The sequence below is a fragment of the Rhizobium sp. NZLR1b genome, from assembly GCF_019685155.1.
Classification (GTDB): domain Bacteria; phylum Pseudomonadota; class Alphaproteobacteria; order Rhizobiales; family Rhizobiaceae; genus Rhizobium.
The window spans coordinates 135,276-161,471 of sequence record NZ_JABDWC010000012.1; the positions used below are offsets into that span (position 1 = coordinate 135,276).

Genomic DNA, 26,196 nt, shown 5'->3' on the forward strand with positions numbered 1-26,196 from the left:
GCCGGCTCGCTCCGTGCGTCCCGGACGGTTCCGATGAGAACAGGCATCCGCTGGGTTTTACGGATCGTATTCCTGCTTGTGCTTTTGGTGGCTTGCGGAAGCTTCATTCCCCGGCCGCTGATTGCCCCGGTCAAGGCGTCGTCTGTGGCCGCGACGCATCGGATTCTCCTGCTGTCGGGACCGATCCACACCGATATTGCAATTCCGCTCGACGAGGAGGCGCGGAGTGCCTTTTCCTTTCTCGTCGATGACGGTTTTCCGCTCGGCCATCCGGATGCGGAATGGCTCATCGTCGGCTGGGGCGGCCGCGCCTTCTATCTGGAAACCCCGACCTGGGCGGAGCTGAAACCGCTGCCGGTGCTGCGAGCGCTGACAATCGACCGTTCGGTCCTGCATGTGGACCTTGCCGGTCATATCACCGAGCCGCAGTCCAGTGTTGCGCCATTCGATGTCAGTGACGATCAATTGGCGCGGCTGCGCAATTTTATCTCAGACAGCTTCGTTCGCGACGCGGGCTCGGTGGTGCCGATCCCGGATGCAGGTTACGGCGAAATCGACCGGTTCTTCGAGGCCAAGGGATATTTCAACGCCCTCTTCGGCTGTAACACCTGGACGGCTGCAGCGCTGCGCTCTGCGGGGCTTCGGACCGGCTTGTGGAACGCGTTTCCACAATCATTGCGATTGTCTGTTGCTGTCTACAATTGAGGCAGCCGATGGCCGTCCCGCTCTTAAAGTGAATTGTGAAGGGCACTCTCCATTCGGTTGTAAAAATCGTTGAAGAAACCGGTATTTTCTCCAGATAGATCATTCTGAAACAGCCCCATTCCCTGACCCCGTAAATCTGTTTTAAATCAATCGCCTAAGTGTGTCTGCGTACTGTCCGATTCAGGGATTGGAAGGCTGCATCTCCTGCTAGAAAAAATCTGTCCACCGAATCGTCTAAAACCGTTCGAATTTTAACGAGTCGATTAAGACACCCGCAGCAATTCGGCTCTTATCAATGTCTTGAAACGCCGGGCAGGAAGGTCGATTCTCATGAGAAACTGGATGTCGCTGCAGGCCGATTTCGGCAATTTTCAACATCGCAGGAATGTCTATCTCTTTGCGTTGAAGATGAGCTTTCTTGCAGTCATTCTCTCCGGCGTTATCATTTCGCTGACGATACCGCCGCTCGGCTTTTTCGGGCTGCTACCGATGACACTCGCGCACGCGATCGGCTTCGGAGCCATTTTTTCCTGGCTCGTTGGTGGGACGGTTTCCGGCATGCTATCGCTGGCCGCCGGTTTTGCCCTGCATGAGTTGACGCTGTCGCGGGCGGAGTTTGAAAAACTCAGCCGAACGGACACGCTCTCCGGACTATTGAACCGGCGCGCTTTCACAGAGGCGCTTGAAAACACCGAGGGCAACGCCTCGCTTGTTGTTTTCGATGTCGACCGCTTCAAGGCGATCAACGACCGCTTCGGCCATGCCTGCGGCGATGCCGTCATCACCGCGGTCTCGGCGATGCTCATATCCGCCTTCGATGAGATGTCCGTCGTGGCACGGTTGGGTGGGGAGGAGTTCGGCGTCATCGTCGCCGGCGAGCCGCTGGAGGCGCGGATGGAACGCGTCGAAGGTGTTCGAGCCCGGATCGCAAGCGGCGCCATCGCGGCCGAGGGGCACGATATCCGCATCACCGTTTCCGGCGGTGTTGCCGACCTCGCCGCCGGGCGCAACAAGCAGGCGGTCTACGCTTCGGCTGACCGGGCGCTCTATCTCGCCAAGGCGCTCGGGCGCAATCGCGTCGTACACGAGCGGGAAGGCTTGCATCATGCATGGCACGGGCTCGTCGACAATAGCCCCGATGCCGAGGGCAGGGGAACCGAGGGCGACAACATGATGCAGGCTTACGGAATATAAAAGCCCGACACGCGCACAAAGACCATTGGTGCTTGCATCGGGAAAGGCTATTTTGCATGGTCGTCGTCTCAGCAAAACGGACATATCATGCAGCGCGTTACCTCCTATCTCCCCGCCGGAACCCCGTCCTCCCATCCGACCGTCCAGGTCAAACTGCCGCACGATCTGCGCCATCTGCGCCGAAAGCTGCTGCATCTGGAAAATGGCGAGATGGTCATGCTCGATCTCAAGGACCCGGTGCTTTTCGCCAACGGCGACCTGCTGGTGCGCGACGACGGCGAACTGATCGAGATTCTCGCGGCTGATGAGAAGCTCTTCGAAATTCGCGGACGCAACCGCATGCACCTGGTCGAGCTTGCCTGGCATCTCGGCAACCGTCATCTCGCAGCCCAGATCGAGGAAGACCGCATCGTCATCCTGCGCGATCATGTCATCCGCACCATGCTGCAGGGCCTCGGCGCCACCGTCCTCGATATCGATGAGCCGTTCCAGCCTGCACGGGGAGCCTATCATTCCCATGGCGGCCATTCGCATGAGCGCGATCATGATCACGGGCACATTCCTAACCAGGGTCATGACCACGATCATGAACATGGCTACGAGCATGAGCATGAGCACCGCCACGATCATGGTCATGACCATGACCATGATCATGATCACGGACATCACGGCCACAAGCACGACTGAAACCTAATGACCAGGGATCGTGAGCTGCACGCATTGCTGCGTCTAACGGCATGGCTTTCGCCGGCTTTTCCGATTGGCAGCTTTGCCTATTCGGGCGGGTTGGAGCGGGCGGTGGCCGACGGGCTGGTCACTGATGCGGCCTCGCTTGCGGCCTGGATCGGCACGCTGATCGGCCATGGTTCGGTTTGGAACGATGCGGTACTGCTGGCCGAAAGCCACAGGTGTCAGGAAGAACCCGTGCGCCTTGTCGAGATCGCCGCACTCGCCGCCGCACTTGCCGGATCGCGCGAGCGCCATCAGGAAATCATGCTGCTTGGCGAGGCGTTCCTGGCGGCGGCGCGGGCCTGGCCGGACGGCGTGTTCGATAGGTTGCCCGACAAGGTCGCTTATCCCGTTGCGGTCGGGGCGGTGACGGGTGCACACGGCATAGAGCCGGAGAAGGCGCTTGCTGCCTTCCTGCACGCCTATGTCTCACAAGCGGTTTCATCCGGCATCCGCCTCGGCGTCGCCGGCCAGAGGGACGGTGTTGCCGTGCTTGCCGGCCTCGAAGAGCGTATTGCGGAAGTCGCCCGGCGGGCGGCAGCCTCCTCGCTTGACGATCTGGGCTCGGCAACGGTGCAGGCCGATATTGCCGGCCTGCGCCACGAGACCCAGGCGACGCGGCTGTTCCGCTCGTGATGGTTCGAAATTATCACTGCGACTGCGTCATTTGACGGTGGCGTGCGATGGCAGCGTCGCTATCATCGGGGTTCGATTGGAGTAAGGCACATGAAATCAAGAAACGGACCTTTGCGGGTCGGCATTGGCGGGCCGGTCGGCTCGGGCAAGACGGCGCTGACAGAAAAGCTCTGCAAGGCGATGCGCGACGACTATTCCGTCGCGGTTGTAACCAACGACATCTACACGACCGAGGATGCCGAGGCCCTGGTGCGCATGCAGGCACTGACTTCGGACCGCATCGTCGGCGTCGAGACCGGGGGCTGCCCGCATACCGCCATTCGCGAGGACGCGACGATCAATCTCCAGGCGATCGCCGGCCTTAACCAGCGAATTCCCGATCTCGACGTCGTCTTCATCGAATCCGGCGGCGACAACCTGGCGGCAACCTTTTCGCCCGATCTTGCCGATATCACCATCTATGTCATCTCCGTCTGCCAAGGCGAGGAGATCCCGCGTAAGGGCGGCCCCGGCATCACCCGCTCGGACCTGCTCGTGATCAACAAGAAGGATCTGGCGCCCTATGTCGGCGCCGATCTCGAGGTAATGGATCGGGATGCCACGCGCATGCGCGCGGCGCGCCCCTTCGTCTTCTCCGACATGAAACGCGGCGACGGCGTCAGCTCGATCGTCAGCTTCCTCAGAGAGCAGGGGGGGCTCTGACGACCAGATCTGGCGGAAAAGATCGACGTCGCTGATAGCAGCGAAACGGCAAAACGAAACGGGCCGGGAGAGTGCTCCCGGCCCGTTGATTTTCTGGGCTTTGCTTATTCCGCTGCGAAGGGCGGCAGGCGCAGCACGTTGGTGTCGTTGCCCTTGGCGCTCTTGCGCTTGCTTTCCGGCTTTTCGATCGCGGTCAGCCGCTCCTCCAGCGAGTCGATCTCGCTGCGGTTCTCGCGGGTGACGCGAGTGAGATCCTCGCGCGACAGCGGCAGCTCCTCATTGTCCTTCCTGCCGACCAGGCGGCCGAACATCCAGCCGAGCAGGCGGGACAGATCGTCCATGATCAGGAAGAAGGAGGGCACGACGACGAGCGAGAGCACCGTCGAGACGATGATGCCGCCGATCACCGCGATCGCCATCGGCGCGCGGAACGAGCCGCCTTCGCCGACGCCGAGCGCGGAAGGCAGCATGCCGGCCGACATGGCGATTGAAGTCATGATGATCGGCCGGGCGCGTTTGCGGCCGGCTTCGACCATCGCCTCGACGCGGGCCATGCCCTGGTGGCGCATCTCGATCGCGAAATCGACGAGCAGGATGGCGTTCTTGGTGACGACACCCATCAGCATCAGGATGCCGATCATGACCGGCATAGACAGCGGGTTGCTGGTGATGATCAGAGCCGCCGCTACGCCGCCGATGGCGAGCGGCAGCGAGAGCAGGATGGTGAAGGGCTGGATCACGTCCTTGAAGAGCAGGATCAGCACTGTCAGCACCAGCAGGAGGCCCATCAACATGGCGTTGACGAAACTCTGCTGCATCTCGCTCTGCACCTTGGTGTCGCCGCTTTCGGCAAGATGCACCGTGGCCGGGATATTGGCTGATTTGACGATCTCGCGGAAGCGGGCCGAAGCCGTGTCGAGTGCTACGCCCTGCGGCAGGTCGGAGCCGATCGAAACGACGCGGTAACGGTTGTTGCGCTTGATCGAACTTACGCCTTCCGAGTAGTTGATATCGGCGACGCTTGAGAGCGGAACGGTGCCGCCGCTGGCGGTCTGGATCTTCAATGCACGGATCGCCGAGAGATCACGGCGCATGTCAACCGCCGCCTGGACCCGGATCGGGATCTGGCGATCGTCGAGCGAGATCTTGGCAAGAGCCGCATCGACATCGCCGATTGTGGCGACACGGATCGTTTCGGAGATCTGCTGCGGCGTGATCCCGAGGCGTGCGGCTTCGTCCTTGCGCGGATAAACCTGCAGTTCCGGACGGGGCAGGGCGCCGTCGGCGCTGACATTGGCAAGCAGCGGATCGGCACGGAGCTTGGATTCCAGAACGCCGACAGCGTCGTTCAGGTCTTTCTCGTTCTTGGAGAGGAAGTTAAAGGCGAGGTCGCGTTCGCCGCGATCGTTGAGTTTCAGGATATGGACGTCGGGAATGTCGCGCAGCTTGGCGAAAACTTCCTTTTCGATATCCCATTGCGGCCGTTCACGGCCGTGGACTTCCACCTTCGGCAGCATCGGACCGATGAGGGGGATGTGGCCGAGCCCGTCATTGACCATCTTCTTGACCAGCGATTGGTCGAGCTTATCAAGCGCGAGCGTGATGGTCGCACGGCGCAATTCGAGATCGCCCTTCGGCGATGCGCCGCCGAGGACGAAGACGCTTTCGACGCCGTTGATATCCTTGACCCTGTCATAGATCGCATCCGTCGTCTTCTCGGTATCGTCAAGCCGCGCATTGGGCGGCAATTCGACAGAAAGCACGATGCGCGAGGCATCTTCCGGTGGCAAAAAGCTGCCGGGAACCTGCATGAGCAGCAAAACGGAGCCGGCCAGGAAGCCGAACGCGACAAGCAGCGTCGCATAACGCGTGTACCAGCGCCCGGTCGTGCCACGTATGAGCCGTGTGTATCCACGCATCAGCAGGCTGTCATTGTCGTGATGATCGTCGACGCCGTCTTCGGCGCGCATCAGATAGGCGGCCATCATCGGGGTGATGAGGCGCGCGACCATCAGCGAGAAGAAGACGGAGAAGGCGACGGTCAGGCCGAACTGAATGAAGTACTGGCCCGGAATACCCGGCATGAAGGAAACCGGCACAAAGACGGCGATGATGGTGAAGGTGGTGGCGATGACGGCAAGGCCGATTTCATCAGCGGCCTCGATCGCCGCCCGGTAAGGGGTCTTGCCCATCTTGATGTGGCGGGCGATGTTTTCGATTTCGACGATCGCGTCGTCGACGAGGATGCCGGTCGCAAGCGTCAAAGCAAGGAAGCTGACGAGGTTCAGCGAGAAGCCCATCATGTCCATGATCCAGAAGGTCGGGATCGCAGATAACGGAAGGGCGATTGCCGAAATCAACGTCGCGCGCCAGTTCCTCAGGAACAGGAAGACGACGATGACGGCGAGCAGCGCGCCTTCGAGCAGCGTATCGATGGCGGCTTCGTAGTTACCGTAGGTGAAATAAACCGAATCGTCGATCAGTTCGATCTTCACGTTCGGGTTTTCGGTCCGGACCTTGTCGAGGCTCTGCGCTACGGTTTTGGCGACACTGACTTCGCTGGCGCCCTTCGAGCGGAAGACGCCGAAGGTGACAACCGGCGTGGCGTCGAAGCGCGAGAAGGATTTCGGCTCTTCATAGGTGTCCTTGATGACACCGAGATCGGACAGCTTGACGAAGCGGCCGTTCGGCAGCGCGATCGTGGTGTCGGCGAGCTCGGCGACGTTGCGGGCATCGCCCAGAACACGGATTGCCTGTTCGCTGCCGGCCACCTGGCCGCGGCCGGAGCCGAGATCGATATTGGTGCCGCGCAGTTGCTGGTTCACGCTTGCGGCGGTTATGCCATAGGCATCGAGCTTGCCAGGGGTGAGTTCGATGCGTACTTCGCGCTCTGCGCCGCCGTAACGATCGACGCGGCCGATGCCGGCCTGTCCCTGCAGCGATCGCTTGACGGTATCGTCGACGAACCAGGAGAGCTCTTCCAGCGACATGGCAGGCGAGGAAACGGCGAAGGTCTGGATCGCCTGGCCTTCGACATCGACCTTGGAGACGATCGGTGTTTCGGCCGTCGCCGGCAGATCGCTGCGGATGCGGTCGATCGCATCCTTGGTGTCCTGTACCGCCTGTTGCGTCGGCACTTCCATCCGGAACATGACGACGGTCTGCGAGCTGCCATCGGTCACTGTCGACTGGATTTCGTCGATGCCGGTGATGGAGGCGACCGCGTCTTCGATCTCCTTCGTCACCTGCATTTCGAGTTCGGCCGGCGAAGCGCCGCTCTGCGTCACGTTGATCGAAACGAGCGGCACGTCGATGTTTGGAAAGCGCGTGATCGGCAACGCATTGAAGGACTGCATGCCGATGAGCACCAGCAGGCAGAAGGCCAGGAGCGGCGCGATGGGATTTCGAATGGACCAGGCTGAAAAATTCATCGGATGGTCTCTTTAGTTGGAAGCCGAGGGCTGTTCACGCACCGGAGTGATGTGGTCGCCGTCACGGACATAAGCGCCCGCCTTGGCCACGACCTCGTCGCCGGTCTTCAATCCATCGACGATCTCGACATAGGCACCGTCCTGGATGCCGGTCTCGACCTTGGCGTATTTCACCACGCCATCCTCCACCTTGCGGGCGGAGGAGCCTTCGTTGCCGGTGAGCACGGCGGTCAGGGGAAGCGATACGCCCTCCGTCTCGCGAACGATGATCTCGGCGCTGCCATACATGCCGGAACGCGCCTTGCTGTCGTCGTCGATGGAGATATGGACGAGACCGAGGCGGGTGACCGGATCGACGGTCGGCGAAACCAGGCGCACGGCGCCGGAAAGCTTCTCGCGGCTGCCGGACAGCGAAATTGACGCTTTCTGGCCGCCCACCACCCTGACGATGTCGCTTTCGGCGACCTCGGCGACAAGCTCGATATCGCCGTCGCGAATGATGGTGAATAGCGGATCGCCGTTGCCGGCGGCAATGGCGCCGACCTTGGCGTTCTTCGCCGAGACCGTGCCGGCGACCGGTGTCTTCACATCGGTGCGCGCCAGCTTCAAATCGGCGTCGGCAATCTGGCTGTCGAAGACCTTGAGATCGGCTTCGGCGACTTCGATCGCCTGTTCGGCGGAGACAACGCGGGCATTGGCGGCGGCGGCAGTCGCATCGGCCTGCTCGACCTGGGCGGTGGAAACAGTGCCCTTTTTGCCCATTTCCTGGGCACGGGCCTGCTGCTGCCTTGCCTGTTCGGCATTGGCCTGCGCCTCGATGAGTTGGGCGCGCAGCTGGGCGAGGCTTGCCTCGCCCTTGGCTTTCGTCGCCATCATCTGGCTCTTTGCCAGGACCAGCGCGTCATCGTTGAGCGTCGCCAGCGTGCTCTCCACCTCAACCTTGTCGCCGATATCGGCTTTCAGCGTTCGGATCGATAGGCCCTCGACCTGCGGCTGGATATAGACTTCCTCGACGGGCTTGACCGTTCCCGTGCCGATGACACGGTCGACCAGCGTCCGGCTTGTCGCCTTGGTGACGACGATCGCCGGCAGATTCTGTTGCGGTTTTTCGACCGGCGTTTCCTGCGAGAATGCAGTGGATGCGGCGAGAGCCGCAGCAAAAAGGGTAGCGGTGCCTAGAATTCCAATCGGCTTGCGTGCCATGCGTCTTCGTCCAATCTTGTAACAAGCTTAGCCGAACTCGCGCGTGTGCCACTCAGCTCGCGACCAGGCCACTGCCTTTCCTGCATTCTCAGGGGTATCCACACATCATTGCCGTCTTCGTCCCTCGCCGGCAAATCGGCTTTTAATTGGTATCGATTTGCTCGATATGCAAGCCCGGCAGAAAACAATTCCCCATGAGCGATGATAGTTACCATCAGAACCTGAATCAATCACTGCAGGGTTATGTGAACATGACGATGATTGATCCTGCTTCCCTTATGACGTTTGACGCCGGACAAATGCGACAGTTGCAAGGCGTTTTTTCATCGGTGCCGAAAAAAAAGAAACGCGCGGAGATATCCCGCGCGTTTCGCTTTGCATTGCTTGCCGCGATTACTTAGAAGCGGCGTCGGTAATGTCGTGCGTCCAGGCGCCCGCGGGCTCCTTGCTGATGATCTTCTGGTCGAGTAGCGCCTTTGCGGTGCGGGCATAGAGTGCCTCGTCCAGCTTGCCGGAGCTGTCGCCGACCAGCTTGGCGACTTCGCCCATCATGCGCTTCTGGTGGTTGTCGTCCTGGCCGCCATTGTCCATGACGATCCCGGCGGCTTCGTCGGGGTTTTCGGTCGCATATTTCCAGCCCTTCATCGAGGCGCGAACGAACTTGACCATCTTTTCCTTGAAGGCCGGATCCTTCAGCTTGTCTTCCATCGCATAGAGACCGTCTTCGAGAAGGTCATTGCCCATCTCGGTGTAGTTGAAGACCGTCAGTTCTTCCGGCTTGAAGCCGGCATCGATCGCCTGCCAGTATTCATTATAGGTCATGACGGAGATGCAGTCGGCCTGCTTCTGGACCAGCGGCTGCACGTCGAAGCTCTGCTTCAGCACGGTGACGCCATTGGCGCCGCCTTCTGTGGACAGGCCGAGCTTGTTCATCCACGCGAAGAAGGGATATTCGTTGCCGAAGAACCAGACGCCGAGCGTGTGGCCCTTGAAGTCGGCTTCGGTCTTGATCGGGCCATCCTTGCGGCAGACCATTTCCAGGCCGGCCTTCTGATAGGGCTGGGCGATGTTGACGAGCGGAACGCCCTTTTCGCGGGCAACCAGCGCGCCGCCCATCCAGTCGACGATGACATCGGCGCCGCCGCCGGCGATCACCTGCTCCGGGGCGATATCGGGACCGCCCGGCTTAATATCGACGTCGAGGCCTTCTTCCTTGTAAAAGCCCTTGTCCTTGGCGACGTAATAGCCGCCGAACTGGCTCTGCGTGACCCATTTCAGCTGCAAAACCACCTTGTCGGCGGCCATCGCATGGGTTGCTGCCAGCGACATCGCGCTCGCCATCATTGCAACTATCAACTTTCTCATTTTCTTATCCTTACCCTCTGAAGTTATGCCCGGGCCGGTTCCAAAGCCCAGGCGCGTCTAGCCACCACGGATAGACGGATGCCAGAACGTCACCGCCCGTTCGGTCAGGGCGATGATGCCATAAAAGATCGAGCCGGCCAGCGCCGCGACGGCGATTTCCGCCCAGACCATGTCGACATTCATACGGCCGATCTCGGTGGAGATGCGGAAGCCCATGCCGACGATCGGCGTTCCGAAGAATTCCGCAACGATGGCACCAATCAGCGCCAGCGTCGAGTTGATCTTCAGTGCGTTGAAAATGAACGGCATGGCTGCCGGAAGCTTGAGCTTGAGCAGCGTCTGCCAGTCGCTCGAGGCATAGGTGCGCATCAGATCGCGCTCCATGCTGCCGGAGGCGACAAGGCCGGCGACAGTATTCACCAGCATCGGGAAGAAGGTCATGATGATGACGACCGCTGCCTTCGACGGCCAGTCGAAGCCGAACCACATGACCATGACAGGGGCGACGCCGATGATCGGCAGGGCCGATACCATGTTGCCGATCGGCAGGAGGCCGCGGCGCAGGAAGGTGATGCGGTCGGCGAGCACCGCGACGACAAAGCCGCTGAGGTTGCCGACGATGTAACCGATCAACACCGCCTTGAAGATCGTCTGCCTGACATCCGCACCGAGGATCGGCAGGGAGGCCGTGATGCGCATGCCGATGGCACTCGGCGGCGGCAGGATGATGAAGGGGATGCCGGCGCCACGCGTTGCTGCTTCCCAAAGGATGAGGATCCAGGCGCCGAAGATCGCCGGGATCAGCAGTTGGAGCGAAGATTTGCCGAAAGCAGTGACGGGCTGCAGTTTCGACAGCTCCGTGACGCATCGCCACGCAAGCAGCCAGCAGGAAAAGAGCGGCAGGAAGAAGGCTCTTGTCGCCAGACCCTCGTTGCCGGAAAGTGCGGAAAGCAGCATCCAGGCGGCACCATGCGCGCCGATGAACAGCACAGTGGCGCGGTAGGCCGGCGGTTGCGGCGCAAAAGATAGCAGGGCAGCCGCGACGACAATGATGAAGATGAGGCTTGCCGTACCGTCGGTTAAGGGGTGTGCCGCGCCTTCGGCGAAAAGCGGAAAGGTGATTAGCGACACGAGGCAGAGAAGGAGGGCCACCGTGCCCTGCCAGGAGAAGGTCAGATGTCTCATGCCGGTCTCCCGCCCATCGCGCGATCGACGATCTTCGCCGCAACCCCGACGATCGCGACCAGGATGCCGGCCAGCAACGATCCGGCGACCAGGGCCGCCCAGATATCGATGGTCTGGCTGTAATAGGAGCCGGCAAGCAGTTTGGAGCCGATGCCGGCGACAGCGCCTGTCGGCAGCTCGCCGACGATGGCGCCGACGAGGCTGGCGGCGATCGCCACCTTCATCGAGGTGAACAGGAACGGGATCGAGGCGGGAACGCGCAGTTTCCAGAAGGTTTGCATCGGGCTGGCATAATAGGTGCGCATTAGGTCGAGATGCATGATTTCAGGTGAACGCAAGCCCTTCACCATGCCGACGGCGACGGGGAAGAAAGAAAGATAGGTGGAGATCAGCGCCTTGGAGACGAGGCGGGAAGCATCGGAATCGAGGTTCAACAGATGCGCAAGCGCATTGTCGCCGGTCAGCACATTGTAGGAGATAATGACGATCATCGGGGCGATGGCGAGGATCGGTATGGTCTGGCTCGCCACCAGCCAGGGCATTAGCGAGCGGTCCATGGCGCGGTTGTGCACGATCAGCACCGCAAGAAGGATGCCAAGCAGCATGCCGAAACCGAAGCCGAGCAGGGTCGAGGAGAGCGTCACCCAGCTGTGATAGACGAGGCTGCGATTGCTGGAAAGGCTGCGCAGGACGGTGTTCTCGTAGACGTTCTGCGCCACCTGATGCGGCGCCGGCAGGATCGGCTTCGGCTGCGCCAGCGTCTTGCCGATGAATTCCAGGGTCGTCGGCGTGACGCCGGCGCGGCTGTCCATGTCGCGCTGAAACGGCGCGTTCATCAGGACGGCAGCGACATACCAGATAGCGACGAGGGCCAGCAGGATGGTGGTGACGGGGACGAACTTGTCCTTGAAGGTATCGGGTTTCACAGCGACTGCCCCCATTTGTTGGCGTCGAATGCGCGGCCGCCCCCCTCTGCCCTGCCGGGCATCTCCCCCACAAGGAGGGAGATCGATATGTGGAAACGGCTTCCCAAAACAACGAAAGGCCCCTGATCCAGCGTGGAATCAGTGAGGACCGACGTCCTCTCCTCTTGCCGATCTCTCCCCTTGTGGGGGAGATGCCCGGCAGGGCAGAGGGGGGTGGCCCCCGAACTCAACGGCCTAAACCTCATGGCTATGTCCCGTCCTCAGCCCCTCGCGGACACGATGGGCGATTTCCAGGAATTCCGGGGTGTCGCGGATGTCGAGTGGGCGTTCGGCCGGCAGGGTAGAGTCGATCACATCGGTCACGCGGCCCGGGCGCGGCGACATGACCACGATCTTGGTCGAGAGATAGACCGCTTCGGGGATGGAGTGGGTGACGAAGCAGATCGTCTTGTTGGTGCGCGCCCAGAGTTTCAGCAGCTCTTCGTTTAGATGGTCGCGGACGATCTCGTCCAGCGCGCCGAAGGGCTCGTCCATCAACAAGAGGTCGGCGTCGAAGGCGAGCGCGCGGGCGATCGAGGCGCGCTGCTGCATGCCGCCGGAAAGCTGCCAGGGAAATTTCTTCTCGAAGCCGGACAGGCTGACGAGATCAAGCGCTTCGGCGATGCGCCTTGCGCGGTCGGCGCCGGAATAGCCCATGATCTCCAGCGGCAGGGCGATATTGTTTTCGATAGTGCGCCAGGGATAGAGCGCCGGCGCCTGGAAGACATAGCCGTAGGCGCGGGCTTTGCGGGCTTCCTCCGGCGTCATGCCATTGATCGAAATCTCGCCCGAGGTGCTCTTTTCGAGATCGGCGATGACACGCAGGAAGGTGGTCTTGCCGCAGCCGGACGGGCCGATGAAAGAGACGAAATCGCCCTTGCGGACATCGAGATTGACATCGCTCAGCGCACGCACCGGGCCGTCATTTGCCTGGTAGGTGAGACAGAGATCCTTGGCGGATACGACGGAGGGTGCTTGCATCAATGCGACCGTTCTTGTTTTCGCCGCGGGGACGCGGTTTGCATGTTACCATCGCCGCAGGCCCTGCCGGCGGCACATTTCATGGAGGAAGAGAATGGACGCGACATCAAAGCCCACCTGCCACATCGTTCGGCCCAACCATGCCTATGACGGCAAGCAGGGGCTCAGCTACTTCGAAGGGGTCGCGGCCGAGACGGTCGGCGCCAAAGGCATCTGCATGCACCTGCTGACGATCCCGCCGGGCGTGCGCGCCAAGGCGCATCTGCACGAGGCGCACGAGACGGCGATCTACATGCTCTCCGGCGAGGCGCATACCTGGTACGGAGACGAACTCGAGCATCATGTCATCGTTCATGCCGGTGAACTCTTCTATATCCCGGCCGGCGTGCCGCACCTGCCGGCAAACCTCAGCAGCACGCCGTGCACGGCGATCATCGCCCGCACCGACCCCAACGAGCAGGAAAGCGTCGTGCTTCTGCCGGAGCTGGATGGATTGGTGCCGGCCTGAGGTCATGCGCATGGAGGCAGCGGTCTCCGGTTGATGGGCGTCTTGTTGCGCACCATCGTCAGACGCCGCTCGCCGGGATGCCGTTGCGCGTCACCTTGCGCGGCGCGGTGATATCCTTCCACTGGGAAAGTGCCTTGCTGACCGCTGTCACCGGCTCGCGCCTGACGAATTCGCCGTGACCCTCCTGGGTTTTGATGGTGCTTTCCTCGATCGCGACGATCCCGCGCGTCAGCGTGTAGCGCGGCAGGCCGGTCACTTCCTTGCCTTCGAAGACGTTGTAGTCGATCGCCGACTGCTGGGCCTTAGACGAGATGGTCTTGGAACGTTTTGGATCCCAGACGACGATGTCGGCGTCGGCGCCGACAAGGATCGCGCCCTTCTTCGGATAGATGTTGAGGATTTTGGCGATGTTGGTCGAGGTGACGGCGACGAATTCGTTCATCGTCAGCCGGCCGGTGTTGACGCCGTGTGTCCAAAGCATCGGCATGCGGTCTTCGAGACCGCCGGTACCGTTGGGGATCTTGGTGAAATCCCCGACACCGAAACGCTTCTGCGCAGTGGTGAAGGCGCAATGGTCGGTGGCGACCACCTGCAGCGAGCCGGAGGCAAGCCCGGCCCAGAGCGAGTCCTGATGCTGCTTGTTGCGGAAGGGCGGCGACATGACACGGCGGGCGGCGTGGTCCCAGTCAGGATTGGAATATTCGCTCTCGTCGAGCGTCAGGTGCTGGATCAGCGGTTCGCCGTAGACGCGCATGCCCTTTTGGCGGGCGCGTCGGATCGCTTCGTGCGCCTGCTCGCAGGAGGTATGGACGATATAGACCGGGCAGCCGGCCATGTCGGCGATCATGATGGCGCGATTGGTGGCCTCGCCCTCGACTTCGGCCGGGCGGGAATAGGCATGCGCCTCGGGCCCGTTATTGCCTTCTGCCAGCAGCTTTGCCGACATCGAGGCGACGACGTCGCCGTTTTCGGCGTGCACCAAGGGAAGGGCGCCGAGTTCGGCGCAGCGCTGGAAGGAGGCGAACATCTCGTCATCGTCAACCATCAGCGCGCCCTTGTAAGCCATGAAGTGCTTGAAGGTGTTGATGCCCTTGTCGCGGACGATGGTCTCCATCTCCTTGAACACCTGCTCGCTCCACCAGGTGACCGCCATGTGGAAGGAATAGTCGCAATTGGCCCGCGTCGACTTGTTGTCCCACATTGTCAGCGCTTCCAGCAGCGACTGGCCGGGGGCGGGAAGGGCAAAATCGACAACCATGGTGGTGCCGCCGGAAAGGGCCGCACGCGTGCCGCTCTCGAAATCGTCGGAGGAATAGGTGCCCATGAAGGGCATTTCGAGATGGGTGTGCGGATCGATGCCGCCGGGCATGATGTAACAGCCCGTCGCATCCAGCGTCTCGTCGCCCGAGAGGCCCGGGCCGATCTCGACGATCTTGCCGCCGTCAATCTTGACGTCCGCTTTGTAGGTGAGGTCGGCCGTGACGATGGTGCCGTTTTTGATGACTGTGGTCATGGCTGCTATTCCTTCTCCCTGCGGTCTGTTGTTGTTACTGCTCAACTGCCATTGTGGGCGTACCACTTCGCAGGAGTGCTGCGCCCTTGGCGATAAGGCCGTAGATGGCCTCCTCACTCAGCTCATCGGGCGTGTCATGCTCTTCCTCACAATACCAGTCGGGCTGGTCAACGACATCAGTGCCGCCGACTGACATTGACCAAGAACCATCGCTTTCGCGAAAGTAGAAATCCTTGCCGTCGATCAGCCCGGTTGACTGTACGGGTTGGCTGCCTTTGGGGCGTTCGATCAATATGCCGGGCATGGAAGGGCCGAGTTCGATCCGAACGACGCTCGACTCACGCCCGAACACATAATAGGTTCGATGGGGCGTATGTGGGTCGCGGTCATCTGAATCGGCCAGTTGAACAGCAGTAGGTTTATATCGCCAGAAGCTCGATAATTGCGGAAGCCTGATTCGCTCGCCTGCTAGGTCGATGCCAATATAGTAAATTTGCGCGGCAGGGACGTCGCCCCACGGACCTTCGTTCACCGGCGTCACATTGGCATTGGCCCATGCAAGGTCGTCTGCAGTTCGCTGGTTATAGAACTTAAAAGCGTCAGCATAATCGAGATAGGTTGCTGGCTGGTCTGGCGCCATCACACCACGATCTCCGCCGTCTCCACCACCGCATGGAACAGCACGTCGGCGCCCGCCGTCGCCCATTCCTTGGAAATCTCCTCCGCCTCGTTGTGCGAGAGCCCGCCGACGCAGGGGCACATGACCATCGTCGCGGGCGCGACCTTGGCGGCCCAGCAGGCGTCGTGGCCGGCGCCGGAGATGAGGTTCATATGGCTGTAGCCAAGGCGCTCGGCGGCTGCGCGAACCGAGGCGACGAGCTTTTCGTCGAAGGTGATCGGCTCGAAGTGGCCGATCGCCTCGATGGAACAGCCGACACCCAGAGCATCGCAAATGTCAGGCGCTTCCGCTTCGATCTTTGCGCGCATGCGATCAAGCTTGGCCTTGTCGGGCGAGCGGATGTCGACGGTGAAGACCACCTTGCCGGGCAGCACGTTGCGCGAGTTCGGGGAGAAGAACACCTGGCCGACACCACCGACGGCGCCGGGCTGCTCGCCCATTGCCACGCCCTGAACCATTTCCAGGATACGGGCCATGGCGAGACCGGCATTGACGCGCAGGTTCATCGGCGTCGAGCCGGTATGGGCCTCCTTGCCGGTCAGCGTGAATTCCAGCCACCACAGGCCCTGGCAATGGGTGACGACGCCGATCTGTTTTTCCTCGGCTTCGAGGATCGGTCCCTGCTCGATGTGATATTCGAAATAGGCGTGCATCTTGCGGGCGCCGACCTCTTCGTCGCCAATCCAGCCGACGCGCTTCAACTCGTCGCCGAACAGATTGCCCTCGGGATCCTTGCGATTATAGGCAAAATCCAGGCTGTGCACGCCGGCGAAGACGCCTGAGGCCAGCATGGCAGGGGCAAAACGCGCGCCTTCTTCGTTGGTCCAGTTGGTCACGACAACAGGATGTTTGGTCTTGATGCCGAGATCGTTCATGGTGCGCACGACTTCGAGAGCTGCAAGCACGCCGAGCACACCGTCATATTTGCCGCCGGTCGGCTGGGTGTCGAGATGCGAACCGACATAGACGGGCAGGGCATCGGGATCGGTGCCGGGCCGCGTCGCGAACATCGTTCCCATGCGGTCGACGCCCATGGTCAGGCCGGCCTCGTCGCACCATGTCTTGAAGAGGCTGCGGCCTTCAGCATCGGCGTCCGTCAGCGTCTGACGATTGTTGCCGCCTGCAATGCCGGGGCCGATCTTCGCCATGTCCATGAGACTGTCCCAGAGACGGTCGCCATTGACGCGCATGTTTTCGCCTGGTGCTGCCACCATTCTTCAAGCCCTCACCTGTTTGCGGCAGCCATGCGAAGTGGCATGCCCGCCTGTTCCCGTGGTCCTTTCCTGCGCCCCCTTATTGGTTTTGTCGAGCGCCGGAAAATCGCCAGTTGCCTTTGTTTTTCATCTGGCGGATAATTTGACCGATTGGTAAACATTACAACTTCCACCGCCGGGCTCAAGACGAAAATCACGAAAATTGCCGATAAAAATACGGGCAGTTGCTCAAGAAAGCGGCAGGGTCGTCCTCCAGCTTAATCTTGAGCGAAGAAGTTGAATTTCAAGGGGAAACGACAGCCTGTGACCATACCGAGAGCAGCGAAAACCCTCAGACGAACGCGGATCCAGGAGGAGAAGGAAGAGCAGATCCTGGAGGCAGCGCTCGACGTGTTTTCGGCAAGCGGCTTCCGCGGCTCGACCATCGACCAGATCGCCGAAGTGGCCGGGATGTCGAAACCCAACCTGCTCTATTATTTCCGCACCAAGGAAGCGATGCACCGGGCGCTGATCGACCGGGTGCTCTACACCTGGCTGGAGCCGCTACGCGCCTTCGATGCCGAGGGCAATCCGGAGGAGGAGATCCGCAGCTATATAAGACGCAAGCTGGAGATGGCGCGCGATTTTCCCCGCGAGAGCCGGCTCTTCGCCAATGAGGTGCTACAGGGGGCGCCGCATATCGAAGACGAGTTGAAGGGGCCGCTGAAGGAACTGGTCGACGAGAAGGCGGAGGTGATCCGCGCCTGGGCGAAATCAGGCAAGATCGCCAAATGCGATCCTTACCACCTGATCTTTTCCATCTGGTCGACGACGCAGCACTATGCGGATTTCGACGTCCAGGTGCGTGCCGTGCTCGGGCAGGAACATTCCGGCGAGGGACGCTTCGAGGATGCGGCGCGGTTTCTGGAACAGCTCTTTATCGGCGGGCTGCGACCGGGTCGCTCCGAAGCCTGAGGTTTATTGCCTTTTGCGCAGCGGCACCCGGACCAGGGTGTCCGTCACGCCTTCCATCGTATAGGGCTTCTGCAACACGGGCGCGCCAGAATGGCTGTTCGCCTGGGCGATGCCTTCCCCGTAGCCTGTGGCAAAAACGAAGGGCACGCCGTCTGCTGCCAGTCGGTCGGCAATGCCGAAACTCGTCTCATCCCCGAGATTGACATCGAGAAGCGCCAGATCAAACGACTGGCCGGCGAGGATTTCCATCGCCTCAGCGACACTTGGCGCCGTTGCTACGTCGGCGCCCAGTCGGCGCAGGATGTCTTCCCCATCCATGGCGATGATCAGATTGTTTTCCACCAGCAGCACCTTCAGGCCCGAGAGCGGCTGATGATCGTCGGGGATTGTCTTGCGGTCGGCCGCGCCATCCGGAGCCGAATCTAACCGTTCGCTCGTCGCTTTGACGACATATCGTGCCGGAATACAGAAATCCGCTTCGACCCCGTCTTTGACGTAGCGGACCTCGGCCTTGCCGCTGAGGTCATAGGGAACCGAACGACGGATGATCGTTGAACCGAAGCCATGGCGTTTGGGTTCGACAACGGGCGGACCATCCTTTTCGCGCCAGGCAATGCGCAGATTGCCGTCGTCGTCGCAGTGCCAGCCGAGTTGGACGGTACCGCTGCCGGTGCCGGAAAGGCTGCCATATTTGGCGCTGTTGGTCATCAACTCGTGGAAAACCAGGGCGGCGGTGGAAAAGGCCTGCGGTTCCAAGAGCACGTCCTCGCCGCTCATCTGGATGCGTTGCGCATTTTTCCCGAGATAGGCAGCGGTCTCTGCCAGCAGCAATTGGCGCAGCGAAGCGGGCGCCCAATGATCGCGGGTGATCTGATCATGGGCACGCGCGAGCGACTGGACGCGGCCCTCGATCTGGCGAATGTAGTCGTCAACGCTGACCGAGGTCCCCTGCGATTGCCGGATGATCCCGGTGATGAGGCTCAATATGTTGCGGACGCGGTGGTTCAGCTCGGCGATCAGCAGTTCCTGGCGCTCGTTTGCAGTCTGGCGCGCCATGCTGGCCTCGTCGGTGAGACGCAGTACCACCTCGATCAACGTGACGCGGATCGTTTCGGCGACGCGGCGCTCGGCCGCGGTAAAGGGGAGCGAGCGACCGCGCACCAGTTCAGACCAGGCCTCGAAACTCTTGCGCGGCGTCAGCCGCGGACCGTTCGGACCATATTCCACCGGCTTGTGCGGGTCGCCAGCCCAGCGGACGGTGCGCACTCGCTCCTGGCGGAAAAGCACGACATAGTCGCGCGGCGAACGCGAGATCGGGATGGCGAGCATGCCGGCCACCGCATCGTCGAGCTCGAGATCGGGATAGGTCTCAGCCAGCCTGTCGACGGCATAGATGCGGCCGGCGGCATTTCGGTTGAGGTGGCGGACGAGGGCTGCGAAGCTCTTCTCATCCGGCCCGATGCCAGCCAGTGCCAGCCGGCCGTTGATCCAGACGCCGATGCCATCGGCGGGAATGGCGTCGGCGAGCGCCTCGATCAACCAGGCGGGATCATCGAGCAGGCTGGCATTGTCTGCGACGGAGGTGAGAAGCCGATCGGCGATGCGACGCGCCTTGGTCTCGTAGTCAAGAGCGAGGCGCCGTTCGCGACTTTCAAGGCGCGAAGCAAACATCTGGCCGAAAAGTTCGGCGGTGGATCGGCTTTGCGCCGAGGGAAGACGTGGGCCGTAGTGATGGCAGGCAAACAGGCCCCAGAGCTTACCGTCGACGACGATCGATATGGAGAGCGACGCGCCGACGCCCATATTTTTCAGATATTCAATGTGGATTGGCGAGACCGAACGCAGGACCGACATGGAGAGATCGAGCGGCTGTCCGTACTCGTCGAGTTGCGGGAGGACCGGCACGGGGACGGCGTCGACATCGGCAATCATGCGGAACAGGTTGCGCAGATAAAGCGCGCGCGCCTGCACCGGGATGTCGGAAGCCGGATAGTGCAGCCCGAGGAACGAACCGATGCCAGCCCGGGCAGCTTCCGTCACCACCTCGCCGGAACCGCCGTCGTCGAAGCGATAGACCATGACCCGATCGAACCCGGTCAAAGCGCGCGCCTGCCTTGCCCCCTCGCGAAAGAAAGCCTCCATCGTTTCCGTGTGATCGAGGCGGGACATCATGCTGCGCATGGAGAGCGAAGGGGAGTCTCGTCTGTCTTCCTGGCAGCGCTCGCCTTCGATGATCACCTGACCTTCGTTCAGGTGCACGGCAACGTCGAACCGGTTTTGATCGGGCATCAGAGCGAGCCCGAAAATGCGCTCGACGACATCGGAACCGCGCAGCGTGGTCAGCTTGTTGCGGATCGTGTGGAGTGCCTCAGGCGTGATCAGCGAGGTGACAGGGCAGCCGAGCGCGTCGGCCTGCGCAATTCCGAGGAACTCCATCAGATTTTCCGAAGCGCGCGTGACAATCCAGTCCGAGGATATCGCCAACAGAAAGCCGAAGGGTTGAACCGATCCAAGCTGGTGGATGGGCTCACGGTCGCAATTGGTGAGATCGACGGGTTCAAACGTACCGCTCATGGGACGGCTTCCAGTTCGAGTTGCCCGGCTTTGAGGAAGAGGTCGAAGATGCTGCGGGCCGCGGAAATGGCAGCGGCCGGATCGTCTAGATCGCTGGCATCGAGACGATCCATGAAGCTCCTCATGGCGCCCTTCGGGCCTTGAAGGCGCAGGTAGCTGCTTGGCAGGTGATCGGGCACGGACTTGGCAAGCAGGGCGCCGCCGAGTTTGGAGCCTTCAAGCACGTAGAGGGCGCCCCAGAGCGCTGCCTCGCAGGACAATGCCGGCGGCGGAAGAGGCGGGGGCAACGAATCGCCGAGCTCCCGGATATCGGCGAGCAGTAGTTGCGTGCGCCGTCGTTCCGGCCAGTCGGGCAGCAGGCGGGCAATTCCTGCATCCTCGAGGGCCTCTTCGGCCGCCGGTACGACCCTGGCATGTGCACGCAAGAATGTTCTATATTGCTGTCTATTGGAGAGATCGAACGTGCCGAAAAGCTTGTCGACCTCGGCGTGGCAATCTGCTGTTTGTGCGCGCAGCACGCTGCGAAGTGACATGCGGACCGTGTTCTAAGTAAATGGCATTGGATGCCGTTCATGCGTGATGGCAAATTAGCGATATATTGCAGCATCCCGGTATTTCCAGGGAAACCCATAGAAAAACATGGGCTTCCGCTCCTTTTTGCAGCTCGTTGTTCGCCTCCGTCGGATTTTTAAGGCGCAGCCGGACGAGACTGCCAGAGAGCAACCTCAACCCATCAGGCGCGGCAGATCTGCTGCCAACATATCGATGGCAAGGCGCACCTTTGGCAACATCACGGGCGATCTCGGCCAGACGGCGTAGGCTTCGAAGACGCTCGGCGGTCTATCGGTCAGAACCCGCACGAGTTCGCCCGACAAGACCCTGTCGCGCACCAGCCAGCACGTGAGCCAGGCTAGCCCGCGCCCTTTTACCGCCGCGTCGGCTATCGAGGCGAGATCGTCAAGCCGCAGCCGCGATTTCGGCAGAACTTCGCGTGCGGGCCCTGCCGCTGCCGGAAAGGTCCAGGCTTTGTCGTTGTCGCCGCGGCGATAGACGATGCCCTGGTGATGAGCGATATCGTCCAGCGTTTGTGGCACCCCGTATTTTTCCAGATAGGCGGGCGAAGCGCAGACGGTCATGGGCTGTCGGGCGATCGCCCGCGTCATCAGGTCGGGATTGTCCTTCAGCGGACCGTTGCGCACGGCAAGGTCGAAGCCGTCCTCCAGAAGATCGACGACGCGGTCGCTGAAGGAGAAGTCGAGTTCGAGATTCGGATGGTCGTCGAGCAGGCGGGTCAGGATCGGAGCGGCACAATGGCGCCCGAAAAGCGCCGGCATCGATACACGCAGTCTGCCGCGGACTTCGCGCTTGCCCGATTCAAGCTGGGCCTCGCCGATGCGGATTTCCTCGACGGCTCTCAGGCAACGCTCGTAGAAGAACCGGCCTTCGTCGGTCAGGTTTTGGGCACGGGTCGTGCGGTTGAAGAGCCGGACGCCGAGCCGCTCTTCGAGCCTTGCAATCGTCTTGCTGACCGCCGAGCGAGTGAGATGGAGTCGCTCGGCCGCGGCCGAGAAACCACCGGCCTCGACCGTCTCGACAAAGATCGAAATTCCCTTCAACTGCTCCATCTTTGTTTCCTCAATGGCACCATTCTGGCGATTTAATATCTCAACTAGAGAGGAATATTCAACGATATATCTGCTGCTCCGCCTATTGAGAAGGAGCAGAAAGATGCAGACGACAAGGCAATGGCAGACCGATGCCATCGGCCCGGAGGCCAATCTGAAGATCGGCGAAGGCAGAATTCCTGAGGTGTCAGGCACGATGATCCGGGTGCGGACGCAGGCCGTCTCCCTCAATTTCCGCGACAGGCTGGTGCTTGATAGCGGCATGGGCCTGCCATTGCAGTTCCCCTTCGTGCCGGCCTCGGACATGGCAGGCGTAGTCGATGCCGTCGGGCCTGATGTCACGCGCTTCAAACCCGGCGATCGGGTGATCTCCACCTTTAACCCGGACTGGATCGATGGACGCGGGCCTGGAACTGCCCGCAATCCACATTATCAGACGCGCGGCGGCTTTTATTCTGGGGTACTTTCCGAGCACATGGTGCTTTCCGAGGAATGGTTCGCGCTTGCGCCTGATACACTCGATGCGGCTGAAGCAAGTACGCTGCCCTGCGCCGGGCTGACGGCGTGGTTTGCGCTCATCGAATGCGGCAAGCTCAAGGCCGGCGACAAGGTGCTGGTGCAGGGAACCGGCGGGGTTGCACTTTTCGGCCTGCAGATTGCCAAGGCGCATGGCGCCGAAGTCTTCATCACATCAGGCAGCAGCGAAAAGCTCGAACGTGCATCGGCGCTCGGGGCCGATCATCTGATCAACCGCCAGGAGCGCGACTGGGTGGAGCAGCTCTATCAACTGACCGGCGATTATGGCGCTGACCACGTGCTGGAAATCGTCGGTGGGCCGCATCTCGGCCGGGCGCTGGAGGCCGTGGCGGTCAACGGCCGGATTTCGGTGATTGGCGTGTTCGAGGGCTTTGAAGTCTCGGCGCCTGCTGCGCCCTTGCTTCTCAAGGCGCCCGTCGTGCAGGGAATTTCGGTCGGCCACCGCCGGGGGTTGGAGGATCTGGTTTGCGCCGTCGACCAGACGGGGCTGAAGCCTGTGATCGACAGACGTTATGCTTTCGAGGACCTGCCGCAGGCGCTCGATCATCTCTATCGCGGCCCGTTCGGCAAGGTCGTTATCGAGTTCTGAGACATGTGCTCCCCTCGCACCGTGAGGGGAGCGTTCTGCTATGCGGCGGCGATGGCTGCGCTTTCGAAGATAAAGCCCTCGTCGGCCCAGCCGGTCATGCCGCCGACCATCAGCTTGGCATGGAGGCCGAGATTGGCGAGACGGAAGGCGGCCTTGTCGGCGCCGTTGCAGTGAGGACCGGCGCAATAGACGACGAACAGGGTATCCCCCGACCATTCCGACATGCGGTGCGCGGTCATCTTGCCGTGCGGCAGGTTGATCGCGCCCGGTACATGGGCCTGCGCAAACAGTGCCGGCGAGCGGACGTCGAGAAGAATGAAATCGACCTTGGCGCCGGCAAAGGCGGCGTGGACATCCGAGCAGTCGGTTTCGAAGGCGAGCTTGGCGGCATAGTGGGCGGCGGCAGTATCGGGGGCTGCGGCAGGCATTTCGGCAACGGGGCTTGGCATCGTTTTTCCTTTCATGGTGCAATTGTCGCCTGGTATCGCCGATGCTAGAACTTTGCGAAACTGGCCATAACGACCGACAGCGTAAAGATCATGCCAAACTCATCACTGCCGCAGACGAAAGGACCATTGGTCGCAGCCCTTGCCTATGACGGGCTCTGCACCTTCGAGTTCGGCATCGCCTACGAAGTCTTCGGCCTGCCGCGCCCGGAGATGGGCGAAGACTGGTATCGCTTCTCGGTCTGCGGCATCGAACCGGGGCCGCTTCACGCCGCCGGAGGGCTGACGGTCGCGGTCGACAAGGGGCTGGAGGTGCTCGACGAGGCGGATCTGATCGTCGTGCCCGGCTGGCGGGCGATCGATGCGCCGGTGCCGGCGCCGCTCGCCGCAGCGCTCAAGGCGGCGCGTCAACGCGGCGCGCGCATCATGTCACTCTGCTCCGGCGTTGCGGTTCTTGCCGGATCGGGGCTGCTCGCCAACCGCAGGGCGACGACACATTGGCGCTATGTCGCCTCGATCGCCGCCCGTTATCCGGACATCGCCCTCGATCCCGACGTTCTCTACATCGATGAAGGCAGCCTGCTGACGGCGGCGGGCAGTGCTGCCGGCATCGATCTTTGCCTGCATGTGGTGCGCGGCGATTTCGGCGCGGCGGCCGCAAACAGCGTCGCCCGCCGCCTCGTCGTGCCGCCGCACCGCGAAGGCGGACAGGCGCAGTTCATCCACGCGCCGGTTCCGCAGGAACGCGAGGGCATTCGCCTCGGGCCACTGATTGAATGGATGCGCCAAAGCCTTTCCGAGGAGCAGCCGATCAGCCTGCTTGCCAAAAGAGCAGGCATGAGCATGCGTACTTTTCAACGGCGCTTCGAAGCGACAACGGGTCTCAGTGTCGGCGAATGGCTGCTGAAGGAGCGGATGCGGCATGCGCGCGACCTTCTCGAAAGGGAGCTTGCGGTATCGCTCGATGATATCGCTGCCACCAGCGGCTTCGGCACGCTGGCGACAATGCGCCACCATTTCCGCAAACGGCTGGGCACGAGCCCGCATGCCTATCGGAAGTCATTTGGCGGATAGAGGGCCTGACGCTGCGAACGTTGCCGGCGAGATCCAACGCCGCGGATCATTGTTTCCGCGGCGTCGCAGATCGTTACTCCGCCGCCTGACGCGCCATCGGGTTGTTCGGGTGCGTCGTCCAGTTGGCGTAGTTCGGGTCGACGATGCGGCCGGTGCGCTTGTCGAGGGTGCCGGCGGGAAGCTGTTCCAGGGTGATGCAGTTCTCCACCGGGCAGACGCTGACGCAGAGATTGCAGCCGACGCATTCCTCGTCCATCACCTCGAAATGGCGAACGCCGTCGACGAAGTTGGTGATCGCCTGATGCGAAGTGTCCTCACAGGCGATGTAGCAGCGGCCGCATTTGATGCAGGCATCCTGATCGATCCTCGCCTTGGCGATATAGTTGAGGTTCAGATATTGCCAGTCGGTGACGTTGGGCACGGCGCGGCCGGTGATGTCGTCGAGGCTGCGATGGCCCTTTTCGTCCATCCAGTCGGAGAGGCCCGTGATCATCTCCTGCACGATCTTGAAGCCATAGGTCATCGCTGCCGTGCAGACCTGAACGTTGCCGGCGCCGAGGACGAGGAATTCGGCGGCGTCCCGCCAGGTGGTGATGCCGCCGATGCCTGAGATCGGCAGGCCGTAGGTTTCGGGATCACGGGCAATCTCGGCCACCATGTTGAGCGCGATCGGCTTGACGGCCGGGCCGCAATAACCGCCGTGGCTGCCCTTGCCGCCGACGGTCGGGTTCGGGGCGAAGTTGTCGAGATCGACGGAGACGATCGAATTGATCGTGTTGATCAGCGAGACGGCATCGGTGCCGCCGGCCTTGGCAGCGCGGGCAGGACGGCGGACATCGGTGATGTTCGGCGTCAGCTTGGTGATGACCGGCATGCGGGTGTACTGCTTGCACCAGCGTACGACCATTTCGATGTATTCCGGCACCTGGCCGACGGCGGAGCCCATGCCGCGCTCCGACATGCCGTGCGGACAGCCGAAATTGAGCTCGATACCGTCGGCGCCGGTTTCCTCGACCAAGGGCAGGATCGACTTCCAGGCCTCTTCCTCGCAGGGCACCATGATCGAAGCAATCAGCGCCCGATCGGGCCAATTCATCTTGACCTGCTTCATTTCCCTGAGGTTGGTATAGAGGTCGCGGTCGGTGATGAGTTCGATATTGTTCAGACCAAGCAGGCGGCGGTCGGCGCCCCAGATCGCGCCGTAGCGCGGGCCGTTGACGTTGACGACGGGCGGGCCTTCCTCGCCCAGCGTCTTCCAGACCACACCGCCCCAGCCTGCCTTGAAGGCGCGCTCGACGTTATAGGCCTTGTCGGTTGGCGGCGCGGACGCCAGCCAGAACGGGTTCGGAGACTTGATGCCGACGAAATTATTGCGGAGATCAGCCAT

At 61.6% G+C, this 26,196-nt stretch carries 24 protein-coding genes; 10 read left to right on the forward strand and 14 right to left on the reverse strand.

The annotated features are described in order from the left end of the window. The first annotated feature begins 33 nt into the window (after positions 1-33). The 5 genes from HJB84_RS18535 to ureG all read left to right on the forward strand — a co-directional run bounded on the left by HJB84_RS18535 (position 34) and on the right by ureG (position 3,966). The gene (locus HJB84_RS18535; RefSeq protein ID WP_207581519.1) at positions 34-705 is read left to right on the forward strand and encodes a TIGR02117 family protein; all 672 of its coding nucleotides are present in this window, start codon (positions 34-36) and stop codon (positions 703-705) included. 330 nt (positions 706-1,035) lie between these two features. After that, positions 1,036-1,899, forward strand: a complete 864-nt coding sequence (locus tag HJB84_RS18540) for a GGDEF domain-containing protein (protein WP_221116558.1) — start codon at positions 1,036-1,038, stop codon at positions 1,897-1,899. Between the two features lie 87 nt (positions 1,900-1,986). Further along, positions 1,987-2,586 (forward strand): urease accessory protein UreE, encoded by a 600-nt coding sequence (ureE, locus tag HJB84_RS18545; protein ID WP_221116559.1) that lies wholly within the window; start codon positions 1,987-1,989, stop codon positions 2,584-2,586. A 6-nt stretch (positions 2,587-2,592) separates the two neighbouring features. After that, the gene (locus HJB84_RS18550) at positions 2,593-3,264 is read left to right on the forward strand and encodes an urease accessory protein UreF (RefSeq protein WP_207581516.1); all 672 of its coding nucleotides are present in this window, start codon (positions 2,593-2,595) and stop codon (positions 3,262-3,264) included. A 90-nt stretch (positions 3,265-3,354) separates the two neighbouring features. Continuing rightward, complete coding sequence (gene ureG, locus HJB84_RS18555; protein ID WP_207581515.1) at positions 3,355-3,966, forward strand: urease accessory protein UreG; 612 nt, start codon at positions 3,355-3,357, stop codon at positions 3,964-3,966. Positions 3,967-4,070: 104 nt separating this feature from the next. Here ureG and HJB84_RS18560 read toward each other — a convergent pair whose 3' ends face one another. Next, entirely contained in the window at positions 4,071-7,397 is a 3,327-nt protein-coding gene (locus HJB84_RS18560; protein ID WP_207581514.1) for an efflux RND transporter permease subunit, read from the reverse strand. A 12-nt stretch (positions 7,398-7,409) separates the two neighbouring features. Next, positions 7,410-8,600, reverse strand: coding sequence for an efflux RND transporter periplasmic adaptor subunit (locus HJB84_RS18565; RefSeq protein ID WP_207581513.1), 1,191 nt, complete (start codon positions 8,598-8,600; stop codon positions 7,410-7,412). 194 nt (positions 8,601-8,794) lie between these two features. Here HJB84_RS18565 and HJB84_RS18570 point away from each other — a divergent pair, with 194 nt between their 5' ends. Further along, a complete protein-coding gene (locus tag HJB84_RS18570; protein ID WP_207581512.1) occupies positions 8,795-9,001 on the forward strand; it encodes a hypothetical protein in 207 nt (68 codons plus the stop codon). Here HJB84_RS18570 and HJB84_RS18575 read toward each other — a convergent pair. The 4 genes from HJB84_RS18575 to HJB84_RS18590 all read right to left on the reverse strand — a co-directional run bounded on the left by HJB84_RS18575 (position 8,994) and on the right by HJB84_RS18590 (position 13,096). Beyond that, positions 8,994-9,965, reverse strand: a complete 972-nt coding sequence (locus HJB84_RS18575; RefSeq protein WP_207581511.1) for an ABC transporter substrate-binding protein — start codon at positions 9,963-9,965, stop codon at positions 8,994-8,996. The two genes, HJB84_RS18570 and HJB84_RS18575, sit on opposite strands and share 8 nt — an antisense overlap. Positions 9,966-10,022: 57 nt before the next feature. Next, entirely contained in the window at positions 10,023-11,150 is a 1,128-nt protein-coding gene (locus HJB84_RS18580) for an ABC transporter permease (RefSeq protein ID WP_207581510.1), read from the reverse strand. Continuing rightward, complete coding sequence (locus tag HJB84_RS18585; protein ID WP_221116560.1) at positions 11,147-12,076, reverse strand: ABC transporter permease; 930 nt, start codon at positions 12,074-12,076, stop codon at positions 11,147-11,149. Before HJB84_RS18585 ends, HJB84_RS18580 begins: the two co-directional genes overlap by 4 nt. A 234-nt stretch (positions 12,077-12,310) precedes the next feature. Beyond that, complete coding sequence (locus HJB84_RS18590) at positions 12,311-13,096, reverse strand: ABC transporter ATP-binding protein (protein WP_164014014.1); 786 nt, start codon at positions 13,094-13,096, stop codon at positions 12,311-12,313. Between the two features lie 94 nt (positions 13,097-13,190). Here HJB84_RS18590 and HJB84_RS18595 point away from each other — a divergent pair, with 94 nt between their 5' ends. Continuing rightward, on the forward strand, positions 13,191-13,604 hold the full coding sequence (locus HJB84_RS18595) for a cupin domain-containing protein (RefSeq protein ID WP_207581508.1): 414 nt from the start codon (positions 13,191-13,193) through the stop codon (positions 13,602-13,604). Between the two features lie 58 nt (positions 13,605-13,662). On the opposite strand, the gene hydA is transcribed toward HJB84_RS18595, so the two are convergent. Genes hydA through HJB84_RS18610 form a run of 3 tightly spaced genes read right to left on the reverse strand, consistent with a single transcriptional unit; the run spans position 13,663 to position 17,010 of the window. Continuing rightward, the gene (gene hydA / locus HJB84_RS18600) at positions 13,663-15,117 is read right to left on the reverse strand and encodes a dihydropyrimidinase (RefSeq protein WP_207581507.1); all 1,455 of its coding nucleotides are present in this window, start codon (positions 15,115-15,117) and stop codon (positions 13,663-13,665) included. A 34-nt stretch (positions 15,118-15,151) separates the two neighbouring features. After that, positions 15,152-15,757 carry a hypothetical protein gene (locus HJB84_RS18605; RefSeq protein WP_221116561.1) on the reverse strand — a complete coding sequence of 202 codons (606 nt, stop codon included), beginning with the start codon at positions 15,755-15,757 and terminating at the stop codon, positions 15,152-15,154. Next, positions 15,757-17,010, reverse strand: a complete 1,254-nt coding sequence (locus HJB84_RS18610) for a Zn-dependent hydrolase (RefSeq protein WP_221116562.1) — start codon at positions 17,008-17,010, stop codon at positions 15,757-15,759. Before HJB84_RS18610 ends, HJB84_RS18605 begins: the two co-directional genes overlap by 1 nt. A 276-nt stretch (positions 17,011-17,286) precedes the next feature. On the opposite strand from HJB84_RS18610, the gene HJB84_RS18615 reads away from it, so the two are divergent. Then, positions 17,287-17,964: a TetR family transcriptional regulator C-terminal domain-containing protein gene (locus tag HJB84_RS18615; RefSeq protein WP_207581504.1), complete on the forward strand. Its 678-nt coding sequence runs from the start codon at positions 17,287-17,289 to the stop codon at positions 17,962-17,964. Between the two features lie 3 nt (positions 17,965-17,967). Here the strand turns inward: HJB84_RS18615 and HJB84_RS18620 are convergent, their stop codons facing one another. The 3 genes from HJB84_RS18620 to HJB84_RS18630 form a co-directional block, all read right to left on the reverse strand. Next, a complete protein-coding gene (locus HJB84_RS18620) occupies positions 17,968-20,538 on the reverse strand; it encodes an HWE histidine kinase domain-containing protein (protein ID WP_221116563.1) in 2,571 nt (856 codons plus the stop codon). Then, positions 20,535-21,071, reverse strand: a complete 537-nt coding sequence (locus tag HJB84_RS18625) for a biliverdin-producing heme oxygenase (RefSeq protein WP_207581502.1) — start codon at positions 21,069-21,071, stop codon at positions 20,535-20,537. Before HJB84_RS18625 ends, HJB84_RS18620 begins: the two co-directional genes overlap by 4 nt. Positions 21,072-21,263: 192 nt before the next feature. After that, positions 21,264-22,163 (reverse strand): LysR family transcriptional regulator, encoded by a 900-nt coding sequence (locus HJB84_RS18630; RefSeq protein ID WP_207581501.1) that lies wholly within the window; start codon positions 22,161-22,163, stop codon positions 21,264-21,266. Between the two features lie 103 nt (positions 22,164-22,266). Between HJB84_RS18630 and HJB84_RS18635 the strand changes: the two genes are divergently transcribed. Further along, entirely contained in the window at positions 22,267-23,289 is a 1,023-nt protein-coding gene (locus HJB84_RS18635; RefSeq protein WP_221116564.1) for an NAD(P)-dependent alcohol dehydrogenase, read from the forward strand. Between the two features lie 38 nt (positions 23,290-23,327). On the opposite strand, the gene HJB84_RS18640 is transcribed toward HJB84_RS18635, so the two are convergent. Continuing rightward, positions 23,328-23,738 (reverse strand): rhodanese-like domain-containing protein, encoded by a 411-nt coding sequence (locus HJB84_RS18640; protein ID WP_207581499.1) that lies wholly within the window; start codon positions 23,736-23,738, stop codon positions 23,328-23,330. Between the two features lie 90 nt (positions 23,739-23,828). On the opposite strand from HJB84_RS18640, the gene ftrA reads away from it, so the two are divergent. Continuing rightward, entirely contained in the window at positions 23,829-24,809 is a 981-nt protein-coding gene (ftrA, locus tag HJB84_RS18645) for a transcriptional regulator FtrA (protein ID WP_221116565.1), read from the forward strand. A gap of 73 nt (positions 24,810-24,882) precedes the next feature. Here ftrA and preA read toward each other — a convergent pair whose 3' ends face one another. After that, a complete protein-coding gene (gene preA / locus HJB84_RS18650; RefSeq protein ID WP_207581497.1) occupies positions 24,883-26,196 on the reverse strand; it encodes an NAD-dependent dihydropyrimidine dehydrogenase subunit PreA in 1,314 nt (437 codons plus the stop codon).

Coding starts and splice junctions, on each gene's coding strand:
- HJB84_RS18625 (WP_207581502.1), bottom strand. CDS start 21,071: ATGTCACTTCGCAGCGTGCTGCGCGCACAAACAGCAGATTGCCACGCC.
- HJB84_RS18565 (WP_207581513.1), bottom strand. CDS start 8,600: ATGGCACGCAAGCCGATTGGAATTCTAGGCACCGCTACCCTTTTTGCT.
- hydA (WP_207581507.1), bottom strand. CDS start 15,117: ATGACCACAGTCATCAAAAACGGCACCATCGTCACGGCCGACCTCACC.
- preA (WP_207581497.1), bottom strand. CDS start 26,196: ATGGCTGATCTCCGCAATAATTTCGTCGGCATCAAGTCTCCGAACCCG.
- HJB84_RS18610 (WP_221116562.1), bottom strand. CDS start 17,010: ATGGTGGCAGCACCAGGCGAAAACATGCGCGTCAATGGCGACCGTCTC.
- HJB84_RS18590 (WP_164014014.1), bottom strand. CDS start 13,096: ATGCAAGCACCCTCCGTCGTATCCGCCAAGGATCTCTGTCTCACCTAC.
- HJB84_RS18640 (WP_207581499.1), bottom strand. CDS start 23,738: ATGCCAAGCCCCGTTGCCGAAATGCCTGCCGCAGCCCCCGATACTGCC.
- HJB84_RS18575 (WP_207581511.1), bottom strand. CDS start 9,965: ATGAGAAAGTTGATAGTTGCAATGATGGCGAGCGCGATGTCGCTGGCA.
- HJB84_RS18620 (WP_221116563.1), bottom strand. CDS start 20,538: ATGAGCGGTACGTTTGAACCCGTCGATCTCACCAATTGCGACCGTGAG.
- ureE (WP_221116559.1), top strand. CDS start 1,987: ATGCAGCGCGTTACCTCCTATCTCCCCGCCGGAACCCCGTCCTCCCAT.
- HJB84_RS18535 (WP_207581519.1), top strand. CDS start 34: ATGAGAACAGGCATCCGCTGGGTTTTACGGATCGTATTCCTGCTTGTG.
- HJB84_RS18550 (WP_207581516.1), top strand. CDS start 2,593: ATGACCAGGGATCGTGAGCTGCACGCATTGCTGCGTCTAACGGCATGG.
- ureG (WP_207581515.1), top strand. CDS start 3,355: ATGAAATCAAGAAACGGACCTTTGCGGGTCGGCATTGGCGGGCCGGTC.
- HJB84_RS18580 (WP_207581510.1), bottom strand. CDS start 11,150: ATGAGACATCTGACCTTCTCCTGGCAGGGCACGGTGGCCCTCCTTCTC.
- HJB84_RS18540 (WP_221116558.1), top strand. CDS start 1,036: ATGAGAAACTGGATGTCGCTGCAGGCCGATTTCGGCAATTTTCAACAT.
- HJB84_RS18560 (WP_207581514.1), bottom strand. CDS start 7,397: ATGAATTTTTCAGCCTGGTCCATTCGAAATCCCATCGCGCCGCTCCTG.
- HJB84_RS18635 (WP_221116564.1), top strand. CDS start 22,267: ATGCAGACGACAAGGCAATGGCAGACCGATGCCATCGGCCCGGAGGCC.
- ftrA (WP_221116565.1), top strand. CDS start 23,829: ATGCCAAACTCATCACTGCCGCAGACGAAAGGACCATTGGTCGCAGCC.
- HJB84_RS18630 (WP_207581501.1), bottom strand. CDS start 22,163: ATGGAGCAGTTGAAGGGAATTTCGATCTTTGTCGAGACGGTCGAGGCC.
- HJB84_RS18595 (WP_207581508.1), top strand. CDS start 13,191: ATGGACGCGACATCAAAGCCCACCTGCCACATCGTTCGGCCCAACCAT.
- HJB84_RS18605 (WP_221116561.1), bottom strand. CDS start 15,757: ATGGCGCCAGACCAGCCAGCAACCTATCTCGATTATGCTGACGCTTTT.
- HJB84_RS18570 (WP_207581512.1), top strand. CDS start 8,795: ATGAGCGATGATAGTTACCATCAGAACCTGAATCAATCACTGCAGGGT.